The sequence below is a fragment of the Leptolyngbya sp. ST-U4 genome, from assembly GCF_039962215.1.
In the GTDB taxonomy this organism is placed as follows: Bacteria; Cyanobacteriota; Cyanobacteriia; order Elainellales; family Elainellaceae; genus Leptolyngbya_A.
On sequence record NZ_JAMPKZ010000017.1, the window covers coordinates 67,230 to 88,543 of the forward strand.

21 protein-coding genes are annotated in these 21,314 nt (G+C 49.1%); 8 read left to right on the forward strand and 13 right to left on the reverse strand.

Annotated features, from left to right (window positions below; all coding sequences use genetic code 11):
- Nucleotides 1-159: 159 nt before the first annotated feature.
- From NDA02_RS20220 to NDA02_RS20230, 3 genes are all read right to left on the reverse strand, one after another.
- A complete protein-coding gene (locus NDA02_RS20220; protein WP_348248074.1) occupies nt 160-1,212 on the reverse strand; it encodes an AI-2E family transporter in 1,053 nt (350 codons plus the stop codon).
- 217 nt (nt 1,213-1,429) lie between these two features.
- Nucleotides 1,430-2,059 (reverse strand): DUF4126 domain-containing protein, encoded by a 630-nt coding sequence (locus tag NDA02_RS20225; RefSeq protein WP_190792447.1) that lies wholly within the window; start codon nt 2,057-2,059, stop codon nt 1,430-1,432.
- A 167-nt stretch (nt 2,060-2,226) separates the two neighbouring features.
- Nucleotides 2,227-4,203: a hypothetical protein gene (locus NDA02_RS20230; RefSeq protein ID WP_190792446.1), complete on the reverse strand. Its 1,977-nt coding sequence runs from the start codon at nt 4,201-4,203 to the stop codon at nt 2,227-2,229.
- A gap of 998 nt (nt 4,204-5,201) precedes the next feature.
- Here NDA02_RS20230 and NDA02_RS20235 point away from each other — a divergent pair.
- On the forward strand, nt 5,202-5,402 hold the full coding sequence (locus NDA02_RS20235; RefSeq protein ID WP_190792445.1) for a DUF4278 domain-containing protein: 201 nt from the start codon (nt 5,202-5,204) through the stop codon (nt 5,400-5,402).
- Between the two features lie 120 nt (nt 5,403-5,522).
- On the opposite strand, the gene NDA02_RS20240 is transcribed toward NDA02_RS20235, so the two are convergent.
- The gene (locus tag NDA02_RS20240) at nt 5,523-5,786 is read right to left on the reverse strand and encodes a hypothetical protein (RefSeq protein WP_190792444.1); all 264 of its coding nucleotides are present in this window, start codon (nt 5,784-5,786) and stop codon (nt 5,523-5,525) included.
- Nucleotides 5,787-5,999: 213 nt separating this feature from the next.
- Here NDA02_RS20240 and NDA02_RS20245 point away from each other — a divergent pair, with 213 nt between their 5' ends.
- The gene (locus NDA02_RS20245; RefSeq protein ID WP_348255710.1) at nt 6,000-7,520 is read left to right on the forward strand and encodes a peptidase S10; all 1,521 of its coding nucleotides are present in this window, start codon (nt 6,000-6,002) and stop codon (nt 7,518-7,520) included.
- A 118-nt stretch (nt 7,521-7,638) separates the two neighbouring features.
- Here NDA02_RS20245 and NDA02_RS20250 read toward each other — a convergent pair whose 3' ends face one another.
- Entirely contained in the window at nt 7,639-9,030 is a 1,392-nt protein-coding gene (locus NDA02_RS20250) for an ATP-binding protein (protein WP_190791947.1), read from the reverse strand.
- A 482-nt stretch (nt 9,031-9,512) separates the two neighbouring features.
- On the opposite strand from NDA02_RS20250, the gene NDA02_RS20255 reads away from it, so the two are divergent.
- The gene (locus tag NDA02_RS20255; protein WP_190791946.1) at nt 9,513-11,177 is read left to right on the forward strand and encodes a response regulator; all 1,665 of its coding nucleotides are present in this window, start codon (nt 9,513-9,515) and stop codon (nt 11,175-11,177) included.
- A gap of 117 nt (nt 11,178-11,294) precedes the next feature.
- On the opposite strand, the gene NDA02_RS20260 is transcribed toward NDA02_RS20255, so the two are convergent.
- The 3 genes from NDA02_RS20260 to NDA02_RS20270 all read right to left on the reverse strand — a co-directional run bounded on the left by NDA02_RS20260 (nt 11,295) and on the right by NDA02_RS20270 (nt 13,235).
- The gene (locus NDA02_RS20260) at nt 11,295-11,639 is read right to left on the reverse strand and encodes a hypothetical protein (RefSeq protein ID WP_348255712.1); all 345 of its coding nucleotides are present in this window, start codon (nt 11,637-11,639) and stop codon (nt 11,295-11,297) included.
- 550 nt (nt 11,640-12,189) lie between these two features.
- Nucleotides 12,190-12,582 carry an Hpt domain-containing protein gene (locus NDA02_RS20265; RefSeq protein ID WP_348248079.1) on the reverse strand — a complete coding sequence of 131 codons (393 nt, stop codon included), beginning with the start codon at nt 12,580-12,582 and terminating at the stop codon, nt 12,190-12,192.
- A 278-nt stretch (nt 12,583-12,860) separates the two neighbouring features.
- Complete coding sequence (locus NDA02_RS20270) at nt 12,861-13,235, reverse strand: hypothetical protein (protein ID WP_348255714.1); 375 nt, start codon at nt 13,233-13,235, stop codon at nt 12,861-12,863.
- 108 nt (nt 13,236-13,343) lie between these two features.
- Between NDA02_RS20270 and NDA02_RS20275 the strand changes: the two genes are divergently transcribed.
- Nucleotides 13,344-13,475 carry a hypothetical protein gene (locus NDA02_RS20275; RefSeq protein WP_348255715.1) on the forward strand — a complete coding sequence of 44 codons (132 nt, stop codon included), beginning with the start codon at nt 13,344-13,346 and terminating at the stop codon, nt 13,473-13,475.
- 64 nt (nt 13,476-13,539) lie between these two features.
- Nucleotides 13,540-13,734 carry a heavy metal transport/detoxification protein gene (locus NDA02_RS20280; RefSeq protein ID WP_348255717.1) on the forward strand — a complete coding sequence of 65 codons (195 nt, stop codon included), beginning with the start codon at nt 13,540-13,542 and terminating at the stop codon, nt 13,732-13,734.
- A 147-nt stretch (nt 13,735-13,881) separates the two neighbouring features.
- On the opposite strand, the gene pgm is transcribed toward NDA02_RS20280, so the two are convergent.
- Nucleotides 13,882-15,552, reverse strand: coding sequence for a phosphoglucomutase (alpha-D-glucose-1,6-bisphosphate-dependent) (gene pgm / locus NDA02_RS20285; protein ID WP_348255719.1), 1,671 nt, complete (start codon nt 15,550-15,552; stop codon nt 13,882-13,884).
- Nucleotides 15,553-15,711: 159 nt separating this feature from the next.
- On the opposite strand from pgm, the gene NDA02_RS20290 reads away from it, so the two are divergent.
- The 3 genes from NDA02_RS20290 (at nt 15,712) to crcB (NDA02_RS20300) (ending at nt 17,239) form a co-directional block, all read left to right on the forward strand.
- Nucleotides 15,712-15,945 (forward strand): hypothetical protein, encoded by a 234-nt coding sequence (locus tag NDA02_RS20290; protein WP_190789726.1) that lies wholly within the window; start codon nt 15,712-15,714, stop codon nt 15,943-15,945.
- A gap of 348 nt (nt 15,946-16,293) precedes the next feature.
- Entirely contained in the window at nt 16,294-16,788 is a 495-nt protein-coding gene (gene crcB, locus NDA02_RS20295) for a fluoride efflux transporter CrcB (RefSeq protein WP_348255720.1), read from the forward strand.
- A gap of 1 nt (nt 16,789) precedes the next feature.
- Nucleotides 16,790-17,239, forward strand: a complete 450-nt coding sequence (gene crcB, locus NDA02_RS20300; RefSeq protein WP_348255721.1) for a fluoride efflux transporter CrcB — start codon at nt 16,790-16,792, stop codon at nt 17,237-17,239.
- A gap of 312 nt (nt 17,240-17,551) precedes the next feature.
- Here the strand turns inward: crcB (NDA02_RS20300) and NDA02_RS20305 are convergent, their stop codons facing one another.
- The 4 genes from NDA02_RS20305 to NDA02_RS20320 all read right to left on the reverse strand — a co-directional run.
- Nucleotides 17,552-18,067: a BON domain-containing protein gene (locus NDA02_RS20305; protein ID WP_348248085.1), complete on the reverse strand. Its 516-nt coding sequence runs from the start codon at nt 18,065-18,067 to the stop codon at nt 17,552-17,554.
- Between the two features lie 106 nt (nt 18,068-18,173).
- Nucleotides 18,174-19,214, reverse strand: a complete 1,041-nt coding sequence (locus NDA02_RS20310) for a YsnF/AvaK domain-containing protein (RefSeq protein ID WP_348255723.1) — start codon at nt 19,212-19,214, stop codon at nt 18,174-18,176.
- A 552-nt stretch (nt 19,215-19,766) separates the two neighbouring features.
- Nucleotides 19,767-20,207, reverse strand: coding sequence for a CAAD domain-containing protein (locus NDA02_RS20315; RefSeq protein ID WP_348248087.1), 441 nt, complete (start codon nt 20,205-20,207; stop codon nt 19,767-19,769).
- A 711-nt stretch (nt 20,208-20,918) separates the two neighbouring features.
- On the reverse strand, nt 20,919-21,314 hold a 396-nt coding region (locus NDA02_RS20320), incomplete at its 5' end, for a helix-turn-helix transcriptional regulator (protein ID WP_348255724.1).

Consider the following 21,314-nt stretch of genomic DNA (forward strand, 5'->3'; position numbering starts at 1 on the left):
TGCTAACAGGAAGTTACCTGCTGCCCGGAACCATCTCTTTGCCTCTGGGGTTCGGGCAAAACCTATTTTTCTGGGTGCTTTCAGAGCCCCCAACCTGAGGGAATTTCGGGGACAATGTGGAATTTCTGGAACTTCTCAAATCCCCTCTACAACCAATGATTACTTTGCCTGCATTTCTTTAATTTCTAACAGGCTTACAATCACTCCGGCGATCGGCACGGCTAGTAACACACCCAGGAGTCCCGCGATCTGAGTGCCTACCAGCAGTGCGAAAAAGATTACGACTGGATGTAGATGCACTGTGCTTTGCATAACACGCGGCGAAATTAAATTATCCTGAACTTGTTGCAGCAGAATTGAAACGACCAGCACTTTGAGGGCAGTCAGCCAGCCGCTCTGCACCAGAATAATTAGACAAGCAATACTCACGCCCAGCGTTGCTCCGATCCCAGGAATCAGATCAAACAATCCTACAATCACCGCCAGAACCAGAGCAAAGGGAATCTGGAAGATTTCAAACACTAGAAAACTGGCGCAGGTCAGCAGAATAGAAATAATAATCTGTCCTCGAATAAACCCTAGAAAATTGGTTTGAATTGCCTGAGCAACTCGCCTGCGGTGGGCATGAGGAACCGTCTTGAGTAGCCACCCCCAGAGCCTTGCGCCATCAATCAGCATGAAAAACGCAACGACCAGAATAATAATAAAGGTGACATAGTTGCTGAGCAGCGCAGGAATCGAGTTCACTGCAAAGCTGAGCGCAGACGCCAACAAATTTTGAATCTGCTGTTCCAGGGGTTCCAAATCGAGCGGAATGTCACGAGCTAGCAGCAGGTTCTCAAGACGAGTGAGCGGATTTTGAGAAGATCCCAGTGCAGTAATCACTGTTGTAATCAGCTGCTGAAGCTGGCTTGCAAGCGCAATTCCGGCACTCACCGCAATCACGACGAGCGACAATAAACTAAGCACAATCACCACGCCAAGTGCGGCACTGCGTCCAAGAAACCGTTCCAGATATCGCACCGGATAGTTGAGCAAAAGCGCAAGAATTGCTGCAAACGTAAAGGTAAAAATAACGTATTCAAAATACTGCAATAGCTGAACTAACGCCCAACCCGAAGCAAACAGCAACAGAAAACGGACGAGAGAACTCGTACTGAACCGATCCCAGAGATTCACGACATCGGTGCGCTTGTTTTGAGTTTCATTCATCCTCAGATTCCTGCCCATTTATTCGCTATCGCGTCCACATCATGGCTATTTGCTGGACAAAGAAAATCCGCTCGCCGCAGAACTCTTCCCTCACACCCCATTCAAACTTTGTAACAGATCGCTATCTGATTCTTTCACTAGAAGGCAGGATCTGGATATCGCTCAAGAGGTAAGTTAATTGATTCCTCCGATCGGTAGAGAACTATTGCAAAGCGGATTAGGTCGGGGTTTGAGTGGGAGTCTGAGTGGGGGTTTGCGTTGGGGTTTGAGCCAGATTCGATCGAGCCGCTGCAAGAAACTGCCGTGCCCTACGAAGAAGCGTCAGCACCAGCACAATTACCAGCACTCCGGTTGCGACCGGCAGCGTAATCGCCAGAACCGCCAGTCCGATCGCGAGCACTAGCTCGATCGTGGCAAAGATGGGGTTGGTCAGCCCGACCGAAATCGAGGTGGAAATCAGGCGCAGAATATTGTTCATGCCCTTGGTTAAGCCTGCTGTGCCTCCGCCCGCGATAATGGCTAGCGTCCACTGAAGCAGCGGATTCAGCCCGGAGGTTGCCAGCGCAGTGACCAGGGTTCCGGCAATCACGGCGGCAGGCGTAGCGATCGTATCAAGCAGATGGTCTAACCAGGGAATGTAGTAGCCGATGACCTCTAGCAGGCTTGCGGCTGCCAGCACAATCAGAGCTTGATTAGTTTCAATCCAGTCGAAGTTGGTAGGCAGATCAATATGTCCCAGTACCGCAGCCACACTCAAAACAAAAAACGGCACAAAAACTCGAAATCCTGTTGCCGCGCTCAAACCAATGCCCAGCAGCAGATCAACTAATGTTTCCCAGTTCATCATGGGATTTACTACTCCTTTATATCAGCATCAGATTTATCAGCATCAGACCATTAGGGGATAGGTGAGTATGAGGACACGTGGAATATGAGGATGCGTGAGAAGTTATAAACGAAACAGTACAATCCGATCCTATCCCGCTAAACACATCTCTTGAGCCGTTTTTAGGTTCACTGCTTAACCTGGTGTTCTTCAGAACTACTCATTGTTTGATTCATTGTTCGATCGACGCCCTGGCTGCTTAACCAAGTCAACCAGTCGAGCAACTCTTCCTTAGTTAACATGGCGCGGCTGGGTTTAGTATATCGATGCAAAAGCCGATCGCGAATCTGGTCGTGCTTCCACCGTAGCCGCCTAATCTCTACAGAGACAAATACCAGCAAATCAGATAGATCGTCTGATGAATGCTGAAATGAATCTTTAGCTAGGTTTCTGAATGAATGCTGAAATAAATCGAAAGGTGAATGAACGGCGATCGAATTAGACAGGAGATTTTCAGATTCAGAGGAAGGTTGAACGCAGTCAGGAAGAACCTGAGCCAAATCATGGGCATGTACAGCTTGAGAACCTGTTGAGTGAACAGGACAACTGTTGATTTGCTGAACGTGCTGGCAAGATTTTGCTTCTGCAATCAGGATAGGATCGCCCGAATTAAGATACTGCTGAAGTCTAGATTCATACTGCTCTTCACGGCGAGCAATTTGAGAAGCCTGGAGAATTCGCTCAGACGATCGATCGCTAGAACCCTCTTCAGAAGAGACATTACCACCATTACTGGGGAATAAGCTTGTACAGCTCAGACCGTTCGAACTGGTTTCCAATTGATCGGACGGTCTAGCTGAAAGTGAAGTTGGGGGGTGCGGGGGGTTTTCCACAGCTAAATCGTTTTCCACAGCCAGGCAGCTTTCCACCTGCTCAGGATGCCACAGGTCACGATGGCGATAAAGCGAAGCTCCACCAATGCCGTATTGCAATAACGCCTGAAACCGAGCTGTTGTTTTTGCAGGCAAGCTGTCTCTTTCTAAAAGATCCACGATCGCCCGTCGAATTTTTTCTCTAGCGGATTCTGACTGTTGCTGATTCCAGGAAAGAAGCTGCTCACGTGTAGCCTTTGCCTCAGGAGCCTGAGCAGTACTGCGATGAGTGTAGTGAAAGTAATGGCTATTCTCGGCGCAGCTCGCCCATTCTGCGGCACGGTGTTCGATTTCATGCTGATGTCTGCACCAATCTCGATATCCTGGAAGTGATCGAGCAATGGAAACAATTTGATCGATTAGAGCCTGTCCAGTAAGGGGTTCACCGCCCTGTGTAACATGATGAAAAACATACGTTCTCAGAGCAATGCGTCCTAATAAGCGATTTGTTTGTCCATGTGCGGTCCAACCCTGTTCGATTTCAGTATCGAGATCGTTCAAAAACTTATCTGCTTTTCCTGAAATTCGATAGTGTCTGTGTTTGTTTTGCTTAAGAAGCTGGCGTAAAACTTTTGTCTCAACAGAATTGCACGACTGAACAAACCGCCATTGCTGCACAAAGCGCGATCGATCGCTCCAAACGGTCTCAAAATTCTGATTCAGTAAGTAGGAACCTGCCTGCATTGGCAAGCGGTGGGCATTGAAGAGCGTCGGCTTTTTCGTAGTGCTGAAAGGCTTGGGATTGGGAAAGAGTTCGAGCTGTCCGGGCTTGAGCTTAAATCCTGCGTTCTCTAATAAGGCTGCCACGCAAGCAGCTAAGTCCCAGGAGCTGCGAGCATCTTGAAACGGTAAATACAGGTGAATGCCGCCGCGATAGCTCGACTGACAGGCAAGGTACGCCGTGAAGCCAAGCGGCTCTAGAGCAGCCATCATCCGCCCGATCGCAAACGAATCAGCCTGGGGATGATAGGCACTACCTGTGTCAATATCCAGCAGGCAATAGCGCGTCTGAGAGCTAAACCGCACTCCATACAGCGCAGCTCCCTGAAGAATCAAACGATCGGATAAAGGATAGCGGCTCTCGGTTTGCCAGTGAGGGGATTGAGACGGTTCGGGATGCTCCGCGTAAATGAAATCAAATCGATGCGGAAATAGAGCAAGAAACTCATCTCCCTGCTCTAAGACATAGCGAAACGCTTCCGTGGCAACAGACGCGACGATGCTGCACCTCATTGAAATCGATCGCGCCTATTGTGTCAGGTTTGTCTTAAGCAAACAGGAGGCCGGATCAGTCTGATCAGACTGTTTAAAGCTTGTCTCATCGACCTACAACCCTTGTGGAATCAAGGCTTTAAATATTACAGGTGACGAGATCTGGAGAAAAAGTGACTTGATCCAGAGGCGATCGTGCTAGGATTGGGAGCCGTTTGTCTCACGCCAAAAGCTGGGCGAGCGGAGGGATTGCTGTCTTTTTTCAGCAGAAGTTGATCTGAGACAAAGCAAAGTTCCTCAGCTGGTTCTACTTATCAACAGGTTGAGTAGGAAACCGTGGGAGATGGTCAGGCAACACTAGATATAGAGCTACCTCTTTTGCTGGGTTAAATAGAAAAAGAAGAGAAACTCGGTTTTAGTGATGCGATACGGAGCCGTCTGTCTCACCTTTTTCGGGAAAAATGAGAAACCTAGAGTGCAAGTAAGCTGCAAGTCGGTTGTTCTAAAGTCATTGATTTCCCCCGTTTCCCAGTTCTTGGGGCTCCTTCATCTCTAAATTAGCGCTCAGAGGCAATCGAATTTTGTCTTTTTGAGAGCAAACAGTTGTATTACTTGTCTTACTAAATTCGATGTCGGATGAATGCCTCGCCCTTGAATGGTGGAAGAGTGCTGCAAGAATCAAGCAATTGAAAATCCACCAGCGTTATCCACCAGGATTGAGAAATTTGAGGGGCAGTGCCGTTCTACCAACATTTATCACCACACTTCCAGTCACCCCACTTCCAGCGCAAGAAGTAGCGACATACGGAGCAGTCTGTCTCACAAGTAAGAATTATCCCTCTTCCAGAGGAACCAATCGGGTGATTGCTTTAGTTAGGCTTCAGGTTACATTAAATATATCGAAAGCAAATGTATTGAAAGCAATCGACAGCATCTTCCTCAAAACCACTTCATTGCTTGAGGTTTGATGCTAAAAATTAATTTCCTTTGTTTCACCCCTCACCCCCAGAATAGAAGTTATGGAACTCCAGTATCGAGGCGTTCGCTACAGCCTAAATTCCAATTCAATGACCGTTGAGAATGCATCAGTGAGCGGACAATATCGCGGTGCGAAAGTTAGATTTCATCAGCCGATTCACAAGCTGGCAATTCAGCAGGTTCTACACCTAATGTATCGCGGAACTAAGTTTGACGAAGCGATTGGTACACCGATCGCCTAACTCCTCGCTTGCTCCAATTCTCAGCCCTCATCTCTAAGCGATCTTTAAAGTCAACGCTTCCTAAGGTTAATCGATCGACCTAGCTCAAGGGCTAGGTTTTTTGTTGTCTTGAAGATTGCTTTAGTTGACTGCAGCCCACATCCAGGTCAGAACAAACATAAGTCCAATTCCTACTAGGAAATCCGGTTTTTCCTGCCATAGCTGATGGAATCGGTCGCGGACAAACCGGAAGAAAAAGCGTCGTTCTTGTCCCAGTTCTGTCATGTATTGCGCGACTTTTACATCCACTTCTTCGATCGAGACCTCACCTCGTTTATAGGCAGCGTCCAGGGTATCCAGCTTTTGCCAGTACTCTTTTGTGGACTCCATTAAGTTAGGAACCATGCTTTTAAACCCAACAATTACTTCAGTGGTCGAACTTGGATTAACCCTAACGCGATGCTGAGGGAAAATTAGTCTGCATAGAGTTAGAAGCGGTTTTTATCAATGGTTAGAACTCCCGCTGTTATGAAAAGTTTGCGACCGCCCCCCTGATAGATAGGGTTATCCTTGAGAGTGTGTTCAATCACTTTCCCTATTACCGTTTGTCTACGCCTTATGTCCGATACGCCAAATTCGACCCGCAAAACTAGCGTTACTGAACATACCTTGTCTCTGCTTGATCGCCAGATTTCCTACACTGCATCTGCGGGCTGGCAAACGCTGTTTGATAAGGACAAGCCGATCGCCGATATGTTTCACGTCGCGTATCTGGCGAAAGCAGAAGCTGCTTCCTCGCGACCACTCACTTTTGTATTTAATGGGGGACCCGGAGCGGCATCTGCTTATTTGCACATGGGCGCACTCGGTCCGAAGCGGATCTATTTTGGCGAAAATGGCGCACTGCCTAAACCGCCCGTTCGATTGATCGATAACCAGGAAAGCTGGCTTCCTTTTACTGATCTGGTGTTTATTGATCCGATCGGCACTGGGTTCAGCCGCAGCTCTCAGGCAAATTCATCTGACAAAGCAGACGCAGACGCAGACGCGAAGCCAGACGAGAAATCAGCTACCAAAGACAGTGAATCCTCGAAGGAACCGAAGGAAACCGAATTTTGGGAGGTCGATCGTGATCTGAAAGCACTGGGAGAGTTTATTCAACGATTTCTATCGCGACAAAACCGCTGGCTCTCGCCGATTTTCATTGCTGGGGAAAGCTATGGCGGATTTCGGGTAGCAAAACTGGCGCGGATGCTTCAGCAGGAATTTGGGGTGGGGCTATCGGGAGCAATTCTAATTTCGCCTGCGCTAGAGTTTAGTTTGCTCTACGGCAGCGATTACAACCTCACCTCCTGGACAACGGTATTGCCTTCGTTTGCAGCATCGGCAGCACACCACGATCGCGCTGAGTGGGCAGGGCAACCGGGCAATATGCAGGCACACCTGACCGCAGCCGAAGAATTTGCCCGCAAGACGCTGATTCCCCTTTTGGTGATGGGCGATGCAATGGCGTTAGAAGAGCGACAGGCAGCCTATGAGCAGATGGCAAAGCTGATTGGCTTACCCCAGTCTATTGTGGAACGGCAGGCAGGACGCATTGGGATCGATGTGTTTTCGCGAGAACTGCTGCGCGATCGACAGCGGATTGTGGGCTTATACGATGCTTCGATTACGGCGATCGATCCCTTTCCCGATCGCCCAAACTTTGAAGGCACTGACCCCACGCTGGATGGACTCGATCGCCTCTTTACGGGTGCAATCAACAGCCATCTGCGCGATACGCTCGGCGTTGAAACGGATTTGATTTATAACCTGCTGAACTACGAAACCTTCAAAGCCTGGAAGTTTGACATGAACGGGCAACTCAAGCAGGGCTTTATTGGTGCAGTCGATGATTTGCGAGTTGGAATGACGCTCAACCCTTATATGCAGGTGTATATTACTCACGGACTCTTTGATTTGGTTACGCCTTATTTTGCTTCCAATCATCTCGCAGATTTGATGAAGCTCAACCCCGAAATTCGCCCTAATTTGAGGCTGAAACATTATGAGGGCGGACATATGTTTTATACCTGGGAACGATCGCGCCAGGAATGGTTTGGTGAGATGCAAACGTTTTACCAGAAGGCGATCGAATAATTCAGATAATTATCACAAAGTTATCCCAAATTGCAATCCGTTACCTCTTCTTTAATCGCTGGAAGAAGAGGTTTTCCCACAGTCGTTTTTTCGCGAATGTTTTTTGCGGTTCTCTGGGTTAGCGAACTGGTAAACAAACGGTAAACTGCGTTCTTCCGGGCTGCGATTCGAGGGTAACTGATCCCTGATGCCGATTTTCGACAATTCGGCGCACCATTTCCAATCCCAACCCCGATCCTTTTCCCACCGCTTTGGTTGTAAAGAACGGCTCAAAGATTCTCGATCGAATCTCCGGCGGAATTCCTGAACCAGAATCAGCAATTTGTACCAGAATGCGATCGCCCTGATTTTTCGTGGTTAACTCTAGAATTCCTTTTTCATTCATAGCATCGATCGCGTTATCAATCAGGTTTGTCCAGACCTGATTCAATTCACTGCCATACGCGGAGATTTGAGGCAGATCAGGAGCATAGCTGCGTTTGACTTCAATTCCATGTTTAACTTTGTAGCTAAATAGCTTCAGTGTATCTTCTAAGCCATCATGCACATTCACGATTTGCTGTGCCCCCTGATCAAGATGCGAATAAGACTTCATCGATCGCACCAGTTCAGCAATCCGTTCTGCGCCGTGGAGCCCGCTCGTAATCATGGACATCACCTCAAATGATAATGCTAGCCAGCGAATTCCCATCTCTCTCATTTCGGTGGAATCATCACGCCAGCGTTCCATTAAGTGTTCCAGCGTTTTGATTTTAATATCACCTTGTGCTAACGGTTCAGCCAGTTTCCAGGCATCCTTAACGCCGTAATCCTCCAGCCAGTCGAGCAGTTCTTCTTCTCGATCGCTCAGCGCCATCGGGTCAGTGTGCTTGTGCAAAATCGCCTCGTAGCCCTTGTCGCGGGTTTCCAGCCATTCCTGTGTGTGTTCTGGCTCAACTTGAGTTTGTCCGTAAACCAGATTCATTCGCTGTAGCTCGATCAGGGCAGGCGTGACATCTTTTAAGGCTCTGACGACAGCAGCGGCGGGATTGTTGAGTTCGTGCGCGAGTCCGGCTGCCAGTGTGCCCAGGGCTGCCATCTTTTCTCGATTACGGATAAACGACTCCAGCCCCCGCGATCGACGGGCAACGGTTTGAAAAATTTGCTGCTCAAACACGCGGCATTCGTGCAGCAATGCTAAAAAGTCATCATTGCAGAGCCGATATAAACGGCAGTCCGTTAGTCCTCGCACAGTAACCGGGGAAGCCTCTCCAGTTAATACTGGGATTTCACCAAAAAACGCAGGGGCTTCGTGATGTCCGATCGGCATTTCAACCCCGTCACTTTTGCGCGTCATTCCAATCTGTCCTTGCATTAGGACCAAAAAGCCGATCGGCGCATCTCCCTCACGGGTGAGAATTTGGTTTGTCGATAGCTCGACTAATTCCGAGCGGTGACAGATCCAGTTCAGCCGCTCGATTGGCAATGGGTGAAATAATTCCAGCTTGGCTAACTCTTCAGCACATAACATGATGATTTTGCCTCAATCGAGAACTTGGCTAAAACTTGTTGGCTAGAACCTGTTAGCTGAAACTTGTTGACTAAAACTTGTTGACTAAAACTTGGACGATGGCAATTCTGGAAAAAATGTCGCTGTTCTCTCGGTTTCAAAGCCCCTTAGAATTAGGAAATTTAGAGGGCAGTGCAGGACATTTGCAGCTTCTCAAATCACCTCTAGCGGAAACTGTAAGGTAGACAACAAACCAAAGCACTAAACGATCGGTTTAACCAATTTTGAGTAATTGTTTTAGAATGTTTTTGAGTAATTGTTTTAAAGTGTGAATCTGCTGCTTTCCGGAAACCCTGCAAAGAATTGACTTTGTCACAATGCAGCCTTGTCGCAATACATAGCCTTTGTCGCAATACATAGCCTTTGTCGCAATACAATTAATGCACCACTAATACCGAAAGCAGCCCGAAGCGAATGTTGCCGATAATTCTGGAGCAAACGATATGGCGAAACCAATCATTCTCACAGTAGATGATGATCCAGATGTTCTGCAAGCGATCGCACGAGATTTGCGAAAACAGTACGGCGATCGATTTCGGATTGTGCGGGCAGATTCCGGGGCGGTGGCGATCGACGCGCTGCATCAGATTAAGCTGCGAAATGAAGCGGTTGCCCTGTTTCTGGTCGATCAGCGAATGCCGCAGATGAACGGGGTCGAGTTGCTGGAGCAGGCAATTCCGCTCTTTCCAGAAGCAAAGCGGGCACTGCTGACCGCCTACGCTGATACCGATGCTGCGATTCGCGCCATTAATAGTGCCAGGCTTGACTACTACCTGCTGAAGCCCTGGGACCCGCCCGAGGAGCGGCTGTATCCGGTGCTGGATGATTTACTCGATGACTGGATGGCAGGTTTCCGTCCGCCATTTGAAGGCATTCGCGTGGTGGGCAATCGCTGGTCGCCGCAATCCCATGAAGTGAAGGATTTTCTGGCACGAAACCAGATTCCCTATCAGTGGTTGGATGTGGAACTTGCACAGGAAGCCTGTCAGCTCCTGGCTTATGGCGAACCCGATGGACTTCAGCGTTTGCCGCTCGTGCTGTTTACTGATGGTTCGCGCCTGGTTCAGCCCTCTACCTTAGAAATTGCGGCGCGGATTGGGCTGCGAACCCAGGCAGAACGTCCCTTTTATGATCTGGCGATCGTGGGGGGAGGTCCGGCGGGACTGGCGGCGGCGGTGTATGGGGCATCGGAAGGGCTAACCACGGTGATGATCGAGCGCGAAGCTCCGGGCGGGCAGGCAGGGTCGAGTTCGCGAATCGAAAACTATCTCGGTTTCCCGGTAGGACTCAGCGGCGCGGATCTGGCACGGCGAGCCGTAACCCAGGCAAAGCGGTTTGGTGTAGAGATTTTAACGCCACAAACGGTGACTGGCATTCGGCTTCAAGATTCCTACCGCATTCTTACCCTGGCAGACGGCAGCGAAGTAAGCTGTCACGCGCTCTTGATCGCCAGCGGCGTTTCTTACCGCAAGCTCAACATCCCCGGCGAAGAGCGATTGTCGGGTGCGGGCTTGTATTACGGGGCAGCAATGACCGAGGCTCTCTCCTGTCAGGGGGAAGATGTGTTTGTCGTGGGCGGTGCAAACTCGGCAGGACAGGCGGCAATGCACTTCTCGAAATATGCGCGATCGGTCACGATGCTGGTGCGCGGCGATTCCCTCACCAAGAGTATGTCTCAATATTTGATTGATCAAATCGAATCAACCCCCAACATCACTGTTCGCACCTACACCCAGGTTGCAGAAGTTAAGGGCGAGAAGAATTTAGAGGGAATCGTGCTGCAAGACACTCGCACCGGAGCGCAAGAAACTGTTCCAGCACCATCGCTGTTTATCTTTATTGGCGCACGTCCGGCAACCGATTGGCTGGCAGGGGTGGTAGAACGCGATGAAAACGGCTTTATTCTAGCGGGTCCAGATTTGCTGCAAAACCAGAGCCGTCCAAAGGGCTGGACGCTCGATCGCGATCCGTTTCTGCTGGAAACGAATGTGCCCGGTATTTTTGTGGCGGGAGATGTGCGGCATGGCTCGGTAAAGCGGGTTGCATCGGGCGTTGGCGAGGGCAGCGTTTGTGTGCAGTTTATCCATCGCTATCTCAGCAAAGTGTAATTTTTCCAGAGAATCAATTCAGCCTAGAGAATCAATTCAGCAGTGTAAAAAAAAGGGGGGCAGTGCCCACCCTGAAATGAACTGAAATTAGAATTCAAGCCGTAACTCGACTCAGATTTACCGCTGTTCCAGCGAGGTGATAAGCGGCTGTTGTACAGGCTGATAGTATCGCTCTTCCAGCCAGACCCGCAGATCGTCTTCAGAAATCCATTCGCTTTCTTGCCCCGTTATCGGATCGTGAGCGTGCCAAATCGGATTGCCCATCTGGTCGTAGGTTTTCCAGATATGGGGTTCTGTTGTCGATTCCAGCATGCGGGCGATCGGTCGCCAAATTTGCCTCAGCCAGTCGCTCAGTCGATGGGTATGACCGGAGTTGTCTTGCGATACCTGCTGAAGTTCAGCGATCGTTAAAGGAATTTGTTCGAGTTGTTTATACTCCAACCACTGTTTTTGCGTTCTCATTTTTGTGTACCTCCTCACAACATTGCTCTGACGCTGTTTGCTCATGCAGCGAAGTCCGACAGTTTGACTGCCGAGGAGCAGTTGTTATGAATCCCATAAAGTATGCAGTTGAGCGAAAGGAGCATTGCTCCCTGTTTAAGTTTCCAGCTTGTTTTAACCGATCTCAAGCCTGGAGTCAGCGAGATGTCGTGAGAGAATGCCGTATTCGGTTGAAATTGCAGAATCAAATCGACTGCACTTGTCCGGCAGAATTTCATCTCAGAAACTCTAGCAGGGCAGACGTTCTGCGATCGGCACTCTACATCTCAAATGGAAATCACCCTATTGAAAAGCTGCTTTGGGGCAGCAAAGACAAATATCTTTCCTGAAGGACAGGAAAGTAGAACGACCTCTGCTTGACTTACCTATTAGTATAGAAAGCCTGCGATGGCTCGACCTCCCACACCCGGATGAGCTGACTGGGCGATTCTATCAGGTGTTCTGTCTATCAGATGTTCTGTCAAGTGTGCTGGGTTTGCCTGCTTTTACAGCGCGATTTGATCAAGACGAATCACAGCAGCTCGGCTGCGTCACGCTCTTGCTGAAGGGCAACTTCGACCTGGAGGTATTGGGCTTCGAGCTGTGCCATAGTCACCGCAATTTCCTCGGCTCTATCTTCAATCCGGTTCAATTGCCCAATCTGTTCTAATTGTCGGCAAAGTGCGACTAGCTCCACTGCTCCTAAATACTGGCTGCTCGACTTGAGGGAATGAGCCGCCCGCGTAAATTCTTCTGTGTTTTCCTGCACCAGGGCGGTTCGCATCACTGCGAGCAGGGCTGGAGACTCTTGCAAGTAGCAGTCGATGATTTGAACGAACAGCATGGGTTCATCATCACCCACGATTTCGCGAATTGCGGCGAGTGCAGTAATATCGAGGATCGAATGAGAGGGGGAGCTTTGCATAAGTCGCCTAAGGATTGGGGACGAGTCAGGAACGCTTTCCGTGCAGGTTTCTACTCAGAGGGCAGCTCGATCGCTGTTGCTATTGTGAACTTTCTTAGAGTCCCCGGCAAGGGACTTTCTCAACAAGCAGAACTAAACCATAAAAAAGGCATCTCCCTTGTGATGCCTCTGTGAACTATGGATACAGCTTTGGATGAAGCCTTTTGTGTCTGTTGGTTGTGCTGCGACCCTTCGTAGGGAAAACGGTCAATGGTCACTCGTTGAAGGGCTGACTAGCGTTATTTCTCAGCTTTGTCCTTGGATCCGCTCACCAGTTGACGCGCTTTACTGACCGCAGTTTCGACCAGGCTCGTTTCTGGCACTTCTCGGTCGTCCAAACTTTCAATCCGCTTATAGGGCTGCGGCAGCTTGTCAGGATTCTCGCCCTCCTGCATCCGCTTCTGAAAAATCTCTTCCTGTAAACCTGCTTCCTGGCTGAATTGGCTGTAGGCACGATCGATCGACTCATCCGCTGGCTGTCCGGCACCAACCTCAGGAGCCGCAGTCGCCGCAGGGGAAAGGAAAGCGAAACTACTCAGCCAGATCAAAACCGTTGCGAGAAGAACGATCGCAGCCTGCCGCTTTTGTTTTAGTTGCAATAAAACTTGTCTCATCGGTAATTTTCTAGATTTAATGATGAAGCGTATTCTATGCAGCGAACCGCATTCCTGCTTCTTTCAGAGGAGAGACTTTCAAGGATGTTTGACAAGGATATTTGAAGGATGTTCGGTCAGTATCTGATGTCCTACATTGCCCCCTCAATGCTCCAGGAAAATGACTCAGGAATGGGATTTCAAACGCCCGCTGAGTTGCTTAACTCGATCGCAGACGCCGGAGGAAAATCCTTCCTTTAATAGAAGAAGATCGGGCACGATCTCCTTAAGGTACGACTAGTCCTCTTACAGTTAAATAAAGCTTATGAATTTGCAATTTAGCGTTCCCAGTCTAGATAGCTCTGATGCTGCTCGTGACCTGAAAGAAACGATCCTGACTTCAGAACCCGATGCCAAAGTCGATGTGAATCTGGAGCAGAAAATAGTGACGATCGAAACCGGAGCCTCGGAGGAGACGATTAAGCAGGTTATTACTGCGGCGGGGCATCAGATTGGGTAGAAGGGTGAGCGGATGGATGAGTGGATAAGTGACTGGGTGGATGAGTCGGGCTTGAGTCACTTGCTGGTTAGTGGCGATCGAGCCTAAACTTTCTCATTCTCAATCCTACTGACTCACTTACCCCGTTACCCCTCTCCCATCCACTCTTCAACCTCCCACAATTTCTCCGGCTTCCTGCAAAATCTGCCCTAAATGCTCCTGGCTTTTAAAGCTTTCGGCATAGAGCTTGTAGACGTTTTCGGTTCCAGAGGGGCGGGCAGCAAACCAGCCATTGTCGGTAACGACTTTGAGACCGCCGATCGCAGCTCCGTTGCCGGGAGCGTTGGTGAGTTTAGCGACGATCGGTTCGCCTGCCAGCGTGTCTGCTTTGACGTCGTTGGGAGAGAGTTTGCTGAGGCGGGCTTTTTGCTCTGGGGTGGCGGGGGAGTCGATGCGGGTATAGTAGGCGTTGCCCAGGCGCGAGGTGAGGTCTTGATAGTGCTGTCCGGGATCTCTTCCGGTTTTGGCGGTAATTTCGGCAGCGAGCAGATCCATAATGATGCCGTCTTTGTCGGTCGTCCACACTGTGCCGTCTTTCCGCAAGAAGGAGGCTCCGGCACTTTCTTCACCACCAAAGCCAAAGGAGCCATCGAGCAAGCCAGACACAAACCACTTAAAGCCAACAGGCACTTCGCTGACCTGCCGCCCAATTTCTTTTGCCACGCGATCGATCATGCTGCTGCTGACCAGGGTTTTGCCGATCGCACTATTTGCAGACCAGTTGCTGCGCTGGGTGAATAAATACCAGATAGCAACAGAGAGGAAATGGTTCGGGTTCATTAAGCCCACACTGCGGGTGACAATGCCGTGGCGATCGGAGTCGGTGTCATTGCCAAAGGCGATGTCGTAGTCATCTTTGAGCTTCACCAGGCTTGCCATTGCATAGGGCGAGGAACAGTCCATGCGGATCTTGCCGTCCCAGTCGAGCGTCATGAAGCGAAAGGTGGGATCGACGTTGGGATTAACGACCGTGATATCTAAGCCATAGCGATCGGCGATCGGCTCCCAGTAGGCAATGTTTGATCCGCCCAGGGGGTCTGCCCCAATGCGAATGCCAGACGATCGAATCGCTTCCAGATCCACAATATTTTCCAGGTCAGTCACATAGGGCGTAATGTAGTCGAAAGCGTGGGTCGTACTGGCTTGCAGAGCAGCTTCGTATGCCATGCGCTGCACATCGCGATTCTGGGTTGCCAGCAGTTCATTTGCCCGATTTTGAATCCATTTTGTGGCTTCTGGCTCAGCCGGGCCTCCGGTAGGCGGGTTGTACTTAAAGCCCCCGTCGGTGGGCGGGTTGTGGGAAGGGGTAATGATGATGCCGTCTGAGAGTCCAGTGTTTTTGCCCTGACTATTTTTGCCTTTGTTATAGTTCAGGATGGCGTGAGAGACGACGGGCGTGGGCGTAAACTGAGCATTGCCTTCGCCTGCTGCAATCAGCACTTCAACCCCATGAGCTGCCAGCACTTCGAGCGCAGTTTTCTGAGCCGGAGCCGAGAGCGCGTGGGTATCCATGCCCATATAGAGCGGACCATCGATGCCCTGCTGCTTCCGATACTCCACAACTGCCTGCGACACTGCCAGAATATGGGCTTCGTTGAATGTGCCGTTTGCGGCTGTACCCCGGTGTCCTGATGTTCCGAAGCTGACCTGCTGAAGCGGATTGCCTGCGTCCGGCTGGACGGTGTAATACTGGCTTAGCAATTGCTCAACATCCATCACCTTATCGGGAGGAACTGGCTGTCCGGCAAGGGGGCTGTTTTTAGCGTCCACAGTTTGCATGGCTTTTTTTCCCGTCAACGTTTCTCAAGACCAGAATAGCCTGAAACAACCGTCGCGCAAGTCATCCTGTCCAACTTGGGATATAAGCAGATGGGGAGATGTTGGGCGAGAAAAAATTTGCTTTGCTGATAGATAAGCAGATGAATGAGGCTAACTGTAATGAGAGAAGCACCTGTTGCCCCCGATCGCCAGACGAACCGGATTCGGCGCAAGGATTTAATATCGAGTTTGACGATTGGTGTGTTGGTTGGTTCGGTTCTATGGCTACCGATTGGCTGGTTTGCTCACCAATTTTATAATCGCCAACGAGTTGCTCAGGTGATTCTCTGTCGGCAACAGCGATTTGGCACGACCGAAGCCGAGCTAAGCCAAATTTGCGGAACACCCTATTAAGGCACAGAATTAAGACACAGAGTTAAGGCACCCATCAAAAGGCTTTGCTGCCAGATGATTGAGATGAGAGATACAGGGGCAACTGCCCTTTATTGCTTGGTTTTAATCCTATTTGGTTTTAATCCGTGCTGTCACCTTGAAGCAGTAGCCGCTAAACAGTAGCCGTTGAACAATAGCCGCTGACCAGTAGCCGTTGAACAGTAGCCACAAATCTTGCCAGCTGCCCTTCGATGAGGAGACAGCAACAGATAGCAGCTATATTTGTCGCTAATGATTTGTAATTCTCAGGTGATCTAGTGGATGATAGCTTCTACTTTCCGTTTGGAGTAATGCTATCAGGAGTAGCCTATGATCACTGGCTCGATGCTCTCATCAGGAGAGCTTTCCGTCGCTTTATTATTTAATTTATTGAGTTCTGCTAATTTTAGTCTTGCAAATCAAAATTATTTCAATCTCGGTGCACCTGTTGCAGTGAGTTTGGGTGCAGTTCCAGGTGCGCTAAGCCGCTATTATCTAACGGTTTTATTCAGTCAACGTCTGGGAACGCACTTTCCATTTGGTACATTCTTTATTAACCTTTCTGGTTCGCTGCTAGTGGGGTTTTTGGCAACCCTAGCGATCGATCAAGTCACTTTGTCCCCAGAATTACAGCTTTTAATGATAACTGGATTTCTGGGTTCCTACACCACGTTTTCGACCTACGCACTTGATACTTCTGTGCTGTTACAGAACAAAGAACGTAAGAAAGCTCTGTTCTACTGGCTGGGCAGCTCAATTGTGGGGGGAGTGTGTCTGGAAATTGGCATGATGATCGCCCATTCGCTGCATCGGGGAGGTCACTAGAATGGGCTGGTTGCGGAGACGAGAACAAACGGGGCGATCGATTTTGCGGTCTCCTGAAGGTCGCTTGCGTATTCCAATTGCAGTTGGATTGGGAGCGATTGTTGGGGCGTTGAGTCGCTACTATCTTTCGCTTGGCATCAATCAAGGGTTGGGGATAAATTTTCCGATCGCAACGCTTTTTATTAATCTTTCCGGTGCGTTTGTTATGGGCTTCTTCACCAGCATAGCAGTCGCACGAAATATCATTTCGCCGGATGTACGCCTTATTGTTGCCGTTGGTTTTTTGGGGTCATATACCACTTTCTCAACTTATATTCTGGATATAGAAAAGCTAGTGGCGGTAGGAAACTGGCAGTTTGCTTTTCTTTACTGGGTGAGCAGTACTTTGCTAGGTTTGTTGAGCTTGGAATTAGGATGTTTTCTAGCAAGAAGAGTTCTATCGGTTTTCTGAACCTAAAACTACTTAGCATTGCTTATAAAAAAAAGAAAATTAGCACAGAGCAGAATCGCTAATTCTGAAATTATTCAGTTTTATGCTCTTCAGTTATAAATTAGATTTCATCGATATGTGGAACTGTTCTTCCTATTCAACTTCTCCTTCTTATTTCCGATTCGGTCTAGTTAACAGATAGGGGTGATGATGTCGATCGATAAATTAATATCTCATCAGTAATCATCTCATTAGTAATCAAAAAACCCTCCTACCAAGAAAGTAAGAGGGTTTCATCAATCAAGTGATGCTCATCAACGATCGCGATAAACGCTAGTTTGAATCAGTATTGGTATGAGTATCAATTGTCTCGCTTGCATCGGGTGCAGCTGCTCCTGGCTCCGCGGCAGACTTCAAGTTTGCATCAACGACAACTGCCTGAACACCTTTAATTTCTCTGGTCAGTGGCTCAATTTTGTCGAACTGTTCTTGATCGACCACGGTTCCCGCCACGGTGACGACTCCATCTTTCGCCTCGACAGTCACTTCAGCCGCAGGCAGATTTGCCTCCAGTTTTGAGCGCACTTGGCTGGCAAGGTCAGTATCCGCTTTCACCGCGTCACCGCCATCTACATTGTTGCGTTGTTCTCGCGCTTGAATGTCAGCATTAAGCTGTCGGCGGCGTAGTTCAGAAGTTGCATCACCCTGGTTATCTTCCGCAGTCTGCTTGGTCAGATCGCCTTCAGGCTGAGCAGCATCGGGGGCACTCGAAGTGGTTCTGGCTGTGCTACAGGCAACTGCACCCAGCATGAGAAAGCTCGCTAAGAGCGTTAAAGTCAGTTTTTTCATGGTATTGCAAGTTGAAGTTTGAAAGGGTTGACAAAGAATGGGAGATTCAAGCCTGAAGCGCACTAGAGCAAGGGATTCACTTCCGCTCCAGGTTTGAACTCAGACATTAGAAGCGATCGCCCTTGATGATCGGATTGCCGTTTACATCCACATCGAGCTCTTCGCGGCGGAGCGTTTCTTCAGCCTTCACCATTTCGTGATCGACTGCTTTGTGCAGATGAACTTCTTCCCGCACAATCGTTTCTTTGCGAATGTCGGGCATTTCTTCGTACACTTCTACCCGTAAAACTTCGCCCTCCTGGAAGTTTGCCGTACCCGGAGCGACAGCCTTACCAATCTCGTCAGAAGCAATGCGCTCAACGACGACACGTTCTTTTTCGATCGGTACAGTAACTCTCGTCGTCTCGGTTTCAACCTGCTTGCTGATCGTGACTTCACCTGCTTTACGGCGTGTTTTATCGACTCGCAGCCGTTCTTCGTATAGCCGGATTGCTTCTGTGTCTGCTACATCCCGGTGCGGCGCGCGATCGATAGTTTCCGATGTTGCAGGCCGGACAGCGGCAACAGACGCTTCATTCGTTTCAACAGGCTGTGCCACAGCGCCAGGGATATCATAAATCCCCCAGCCCTCAATCCCACGATGCGAAAGAATGGCTTCGGCGCGAGCGAGGTCGGTATCGTTGCCTTCTACCATGACCAAATATTCGCCGCGAGTTACGCGATCGTGGTAGCCTCTGGCATGTTCTTCGGGAATGCCCAGCCCAACCAGTGCGCCCAACAATCCACCTGCTAGAGAGCCGATCGCAGTTCCCGACAGTGCTGTTGCCAATACCGTTGCGCCCGCACCTGCCAGCATTACAGGTCCAATGCCGGGAATTGCCAGAACGCCTAGCCCGACGAGCAGTCCCGTGAGTCCACCCAATGCACCGCCACTGACTGCGCCTGCTTTCGCTCCATCGTCTGCTTTGTTACCCACCCGATCGCTCGTCTCAACGCCTGCAATGCGATCGTGATGCTGTGTATCCTTGGCAACGACAGATACTTTGTCCATCGGAAAGCCGCTGTCTCTCAATTCAGTCAGTGCGCGTTCTGCGGCAGCGTGATTAGGAAAAGTGCCGACTGCCCGCCGAATTCGGTTTGATTGCATTAACTACCCCTTAATTTAAGTAAAACTGCATTCTCCACTTAATATTGCGTGTTCAAATTAATGATTGTGCTGACCTAAAGGCAGAACCGTTTATTGTCGATCGATAGATCTGTTTTTAAGCGCGTTGCTCCCCTGAAAAGCAATGCTACTGTTCGATCAAGGGGTTTGAACGCACTCGATCGCGGCAGGATTTCAGGATTTAATTAAGGTTTAATTTGTGTTGTGCGATTAGCTGTGATTAGCTGTACTGAGCTATTCCTATGGCTTACCAGTAATACACTCACCAGCAATACAATGATCTGCACACTCTCTGCACAATTAATGGTCTGCACAATAAACCGCCAGATGTTAACCTAGCGGCTGAGTATGGGAAACACATTTAAGTTTGAGGGCAGTTTAAAACGATGTTTGAAAAGTGTTTACTGTCCTAAATTGCTCCCTGAGTGACTCAACTTTAGGGAACTCTAAAAGCCAGGATAATCGGCTCAGTTCTTCCCCGAATGAGGGACTAGAGGGCAATTTAGGTTGCAATCACGACTTCTCAACCATCCTCTAGGAATTTGCCTCGCCTAAAACCTGCTGCTTAATTCGATCGATCTGCTGTGAAAGTTCACGTCGCTTACTCCCGGTCAGCAAATAGCGATTGATGAACCAGACGCAATAAGCTAAACCGATTAGCTCAAGGAACGACTGACCAAACAAAATTGCGTTGATTGCGCCAAGGACTGCTCCCACCAATTTAAGAGCAATCAAAGCGATAAATAGCCAGCCTAAAGCAATAAACACCGATCGATATCGCTGAAAAAGCTGGATGGTGTAAGCCGGTAGATTAGCCATAATGTCAGCCGCCGTTTTAGCAAACTGTCGCCCTGCTTCAGCTGCCGATGACATTTGAGGTTCGATCGCTAAAGTTTCAGAATCGTTATCGGCCTGAATCGTAACTATTTCTGCTTTTGGCTCGCTCAATTCGTTTGTTGCAAATTGCATTTCCATTTTCGACTCCTTAAACTGCAAGCGGGTTTAGTGTAGAAAATTACTGGAGAATACGTGGACGCTGCCAGTTTGCTAATATCATCGGCAATTCATGTGGCTGACATGGTGCGTTGACAGCCCAGGCTAATGCTCTAGGTCACGTTCTTTTAAGCCGTGATGCTCCTTACTCCTTCGACTCTATTTCATCTGGCATTCGCTTCTAACCCCAGCTTAACTTAAGTAAGTTTTGCTTTCTACTTTAGATAGTGCAGGACAGATTCTGTTGAGGCATGGATCTCTAGACAGAGCTTTAGGGGAAAAACTCAAAGAACAACTCAGGAATATTTCAGCAAGGAAAAAGAAACAGGTAGACCGCTTCAGCGTTCAGGAAGCCTACTATTTCTGTATAAAGGCTTTGTGTCAAAGGGGTACTGCACGTTCTTACGAGAAAGTGGGTGAGAGCGTTTGCGAACTTTTCCTGCTTGTAAACTGCCCCTACAAAACGTTTCTCTATCGCCCAACTTCAGGGAAGAGACATCAGTAACTTGACTGCTTTTACTTTAATTCGGCGTGCAGCTATAAAAGCCGCTTGGCAATAAGCAACTTTCTGCGGTCATCTCGCTGATAAAAGCTACTTAAGTAAGATCGTGATGTTACTTAAGAACACTTCGATCGCGAAGACGATTGTTTCTGTAGAAGCGGCTGTGACAAAAGTCCCTTGCTCGCACAGCTTTAGGAGTTTGACTTCTCGGCTAAAATTCTGTTTCTCAGAAACTGTCTTTTAACCACTTCATAGGCCTGCTTATAAATCTGAAAATCCGTTGGCTTCTCTACTTCAGGTATGCTTCTGATCACATAGTGAAACGCATGAAAAACCGCATTTAATCCAGCGATCGCATCTTCAATCGGCACTTTTCGGGTCACCCAAGCTTGTTTGACCTTGACTGAATAACTCAGCGCACTCAGACGCGCTAAACTCTCTAGCTTGTTTTCATAGACCAGCCGAGCAATCTTGGTTAAATCCACCCCCAGGATAGGCGCAATCTTGCGAGCGGTTTCCTCACTGGGGCTATTGCGTTCGAGGCAAATCCAGCTCAGTCCTGCTTGGGAGAGTCCAACCTGCTTGGC

What these genes read in the sequence shown, in the direction of transcription:
- NDA02_RS20220 (WP_348248074.1), bottom strand. Translation starts at nt 1,212, where the DNA reads ATGAATGAAACTCAAAACAAGCGCACCGATGTCGTGAATCTCTGGGAT.
- NDA02_RS20225 (WP_190792447.1), bottom strand. Translation starts at nt 2,059, where the DNA reads ATGATGAACTGGGAAACATTAGTTGATCTGCTGCTGGGCATTGGTTTG.
- NDA02_RS20230 (WP_190792446.1), bottom strand. Translation starts at nt 4,203, where the DNA reads ATGAGGTGCAGCATCGTCGCGTCTGTTGCCACGGAAGCGTTTCGCTAT.
- NDA02_RS20235 (WP_190792445.1), top strand. Translation starts at nt 5,202, where the DNA reads ATGGAACTCCAGTATCGAGGCGTTCGCTACAGCCTAAATTCCAATTCA.
- NDA02_RS20240 (WP_190792444.1), bottom strand. Translation starts at nt 5,786, where the DNA reads ATGGTTCCTAACTTAATGGAGTCCACAAAAGAGTACTGGCAAAAGCTG.
- NDA02_RS20245 (WP_348255710.1), top strand. Translation starts at nt 6,000, where the DNA reads ATGTCCGATACGCCAAATTCGACCCGCAAAACTAGCGTTACTGAACAT.
- NDA02_RS20250 (WP_190791947.1), bottom strand. Translation starts at nt 9,030, where the DNA reads ATGTTATGTGCTGAAGAGTTAGCCAAGCTGGAATTATTTCACCCATTG.
- NDA02_RS20255 (WP_190791946.1), top strand. Translation starts at nt 9,513, where the DNA reads ATGGCGAAACCAATCATTCTCACAGTAGATGATGATCCAGATGTTCTG.
- NDA02_RS20260 (WP_348255712.1), bottom strand. Translation starts at nt 11,639, where the DNA reads ATGAGAACGCAAAAACAGTGGTTGGAGTATAAACAACTCGAACAAATT.
- NDA02_RS20265 (WP_348248079.1), bottom strand. Translation starts at nt 12,582, where the DNA reads ATGCAAAGCTCCCCCTCTCATTCGATCCTCGATATTACTGCACTCGCC.
- NDA02_RS20270 (WP_348255714.1), bottom strand. Translation starts at nt 13,235, where the DNA reads ATGAGACAAGTTTTATTGCAACTAAAACAAAAGCGGCAGGCTGCGATC.
- NDA02_RS20275 (WP_348255715.1), top strand. Translation starts at nt 13,344, where the DNA reads ATGTTCGGTCAGTATCTGATGTCCTACATTGCCCCCTCAATGCTCCAG.
- NDA02_RS20280 (WP_348255717.1), top strand. Translation starts at nt 13,540, where the DNA reads ATGAATTTGCAATTTAGCGTTCCCAGTCTAGATAGCTCTGATGCTGCT.
- pgm (WP_348255719.1), bottom strand. Translation starts at nt 15,552, where the DNA reads ATGCAAACTGTGGACGCTAAAAACAGCCCCCTTGCCGGACAGCCAGTT.
- NDA02_RS20290 (WP_190789726.1), top strand. Translation starts at nt 15,712, where the DNA reads ATGAGAGAAGCACCTGTTGCCCCCGATCGCCAGACGAACCGGATTCGG.
- crcB (WP_348255720.1), top strand. Translation starts at nt 16,294, where the DNA reads ATGATCACTGGCTCGATGCTCTCATCAGGAGAGCTTTCCGTCGCTTTA.
- crcB (WP_348255721.1), top strand. Translation starts at nt 16,790, where the DNA reads ATGGGCTGGTTGCGGAGACGAGAACAAACGGGGCGATCGATTTTGCGG.
- NDA02_RS20305 (WP_348248085.1), bottom strand. Translation starts at nt 18,067, where the DNA reads ATGAAAAAACTGACTTTAACGCTCTTAGCGAGCTTTCTCATGCTGGGT.
- NDA02_RS20310 (WP_348255723.1), bottom strand. Translation starts at nt 19,214, where the DNA reads ATGCAATCAAACCGAATTCGGCGGGCAGTCGGCACTTTTCCTAATCAC.
- NDA02_RS20315 (WP_348248087.1), bottom strand. Translation starts at nt 20,207, where the DNA reads ATGGAAATGCAATTTGCAACAAACGAATTGAGCGAGCCAAAAGCAGAA.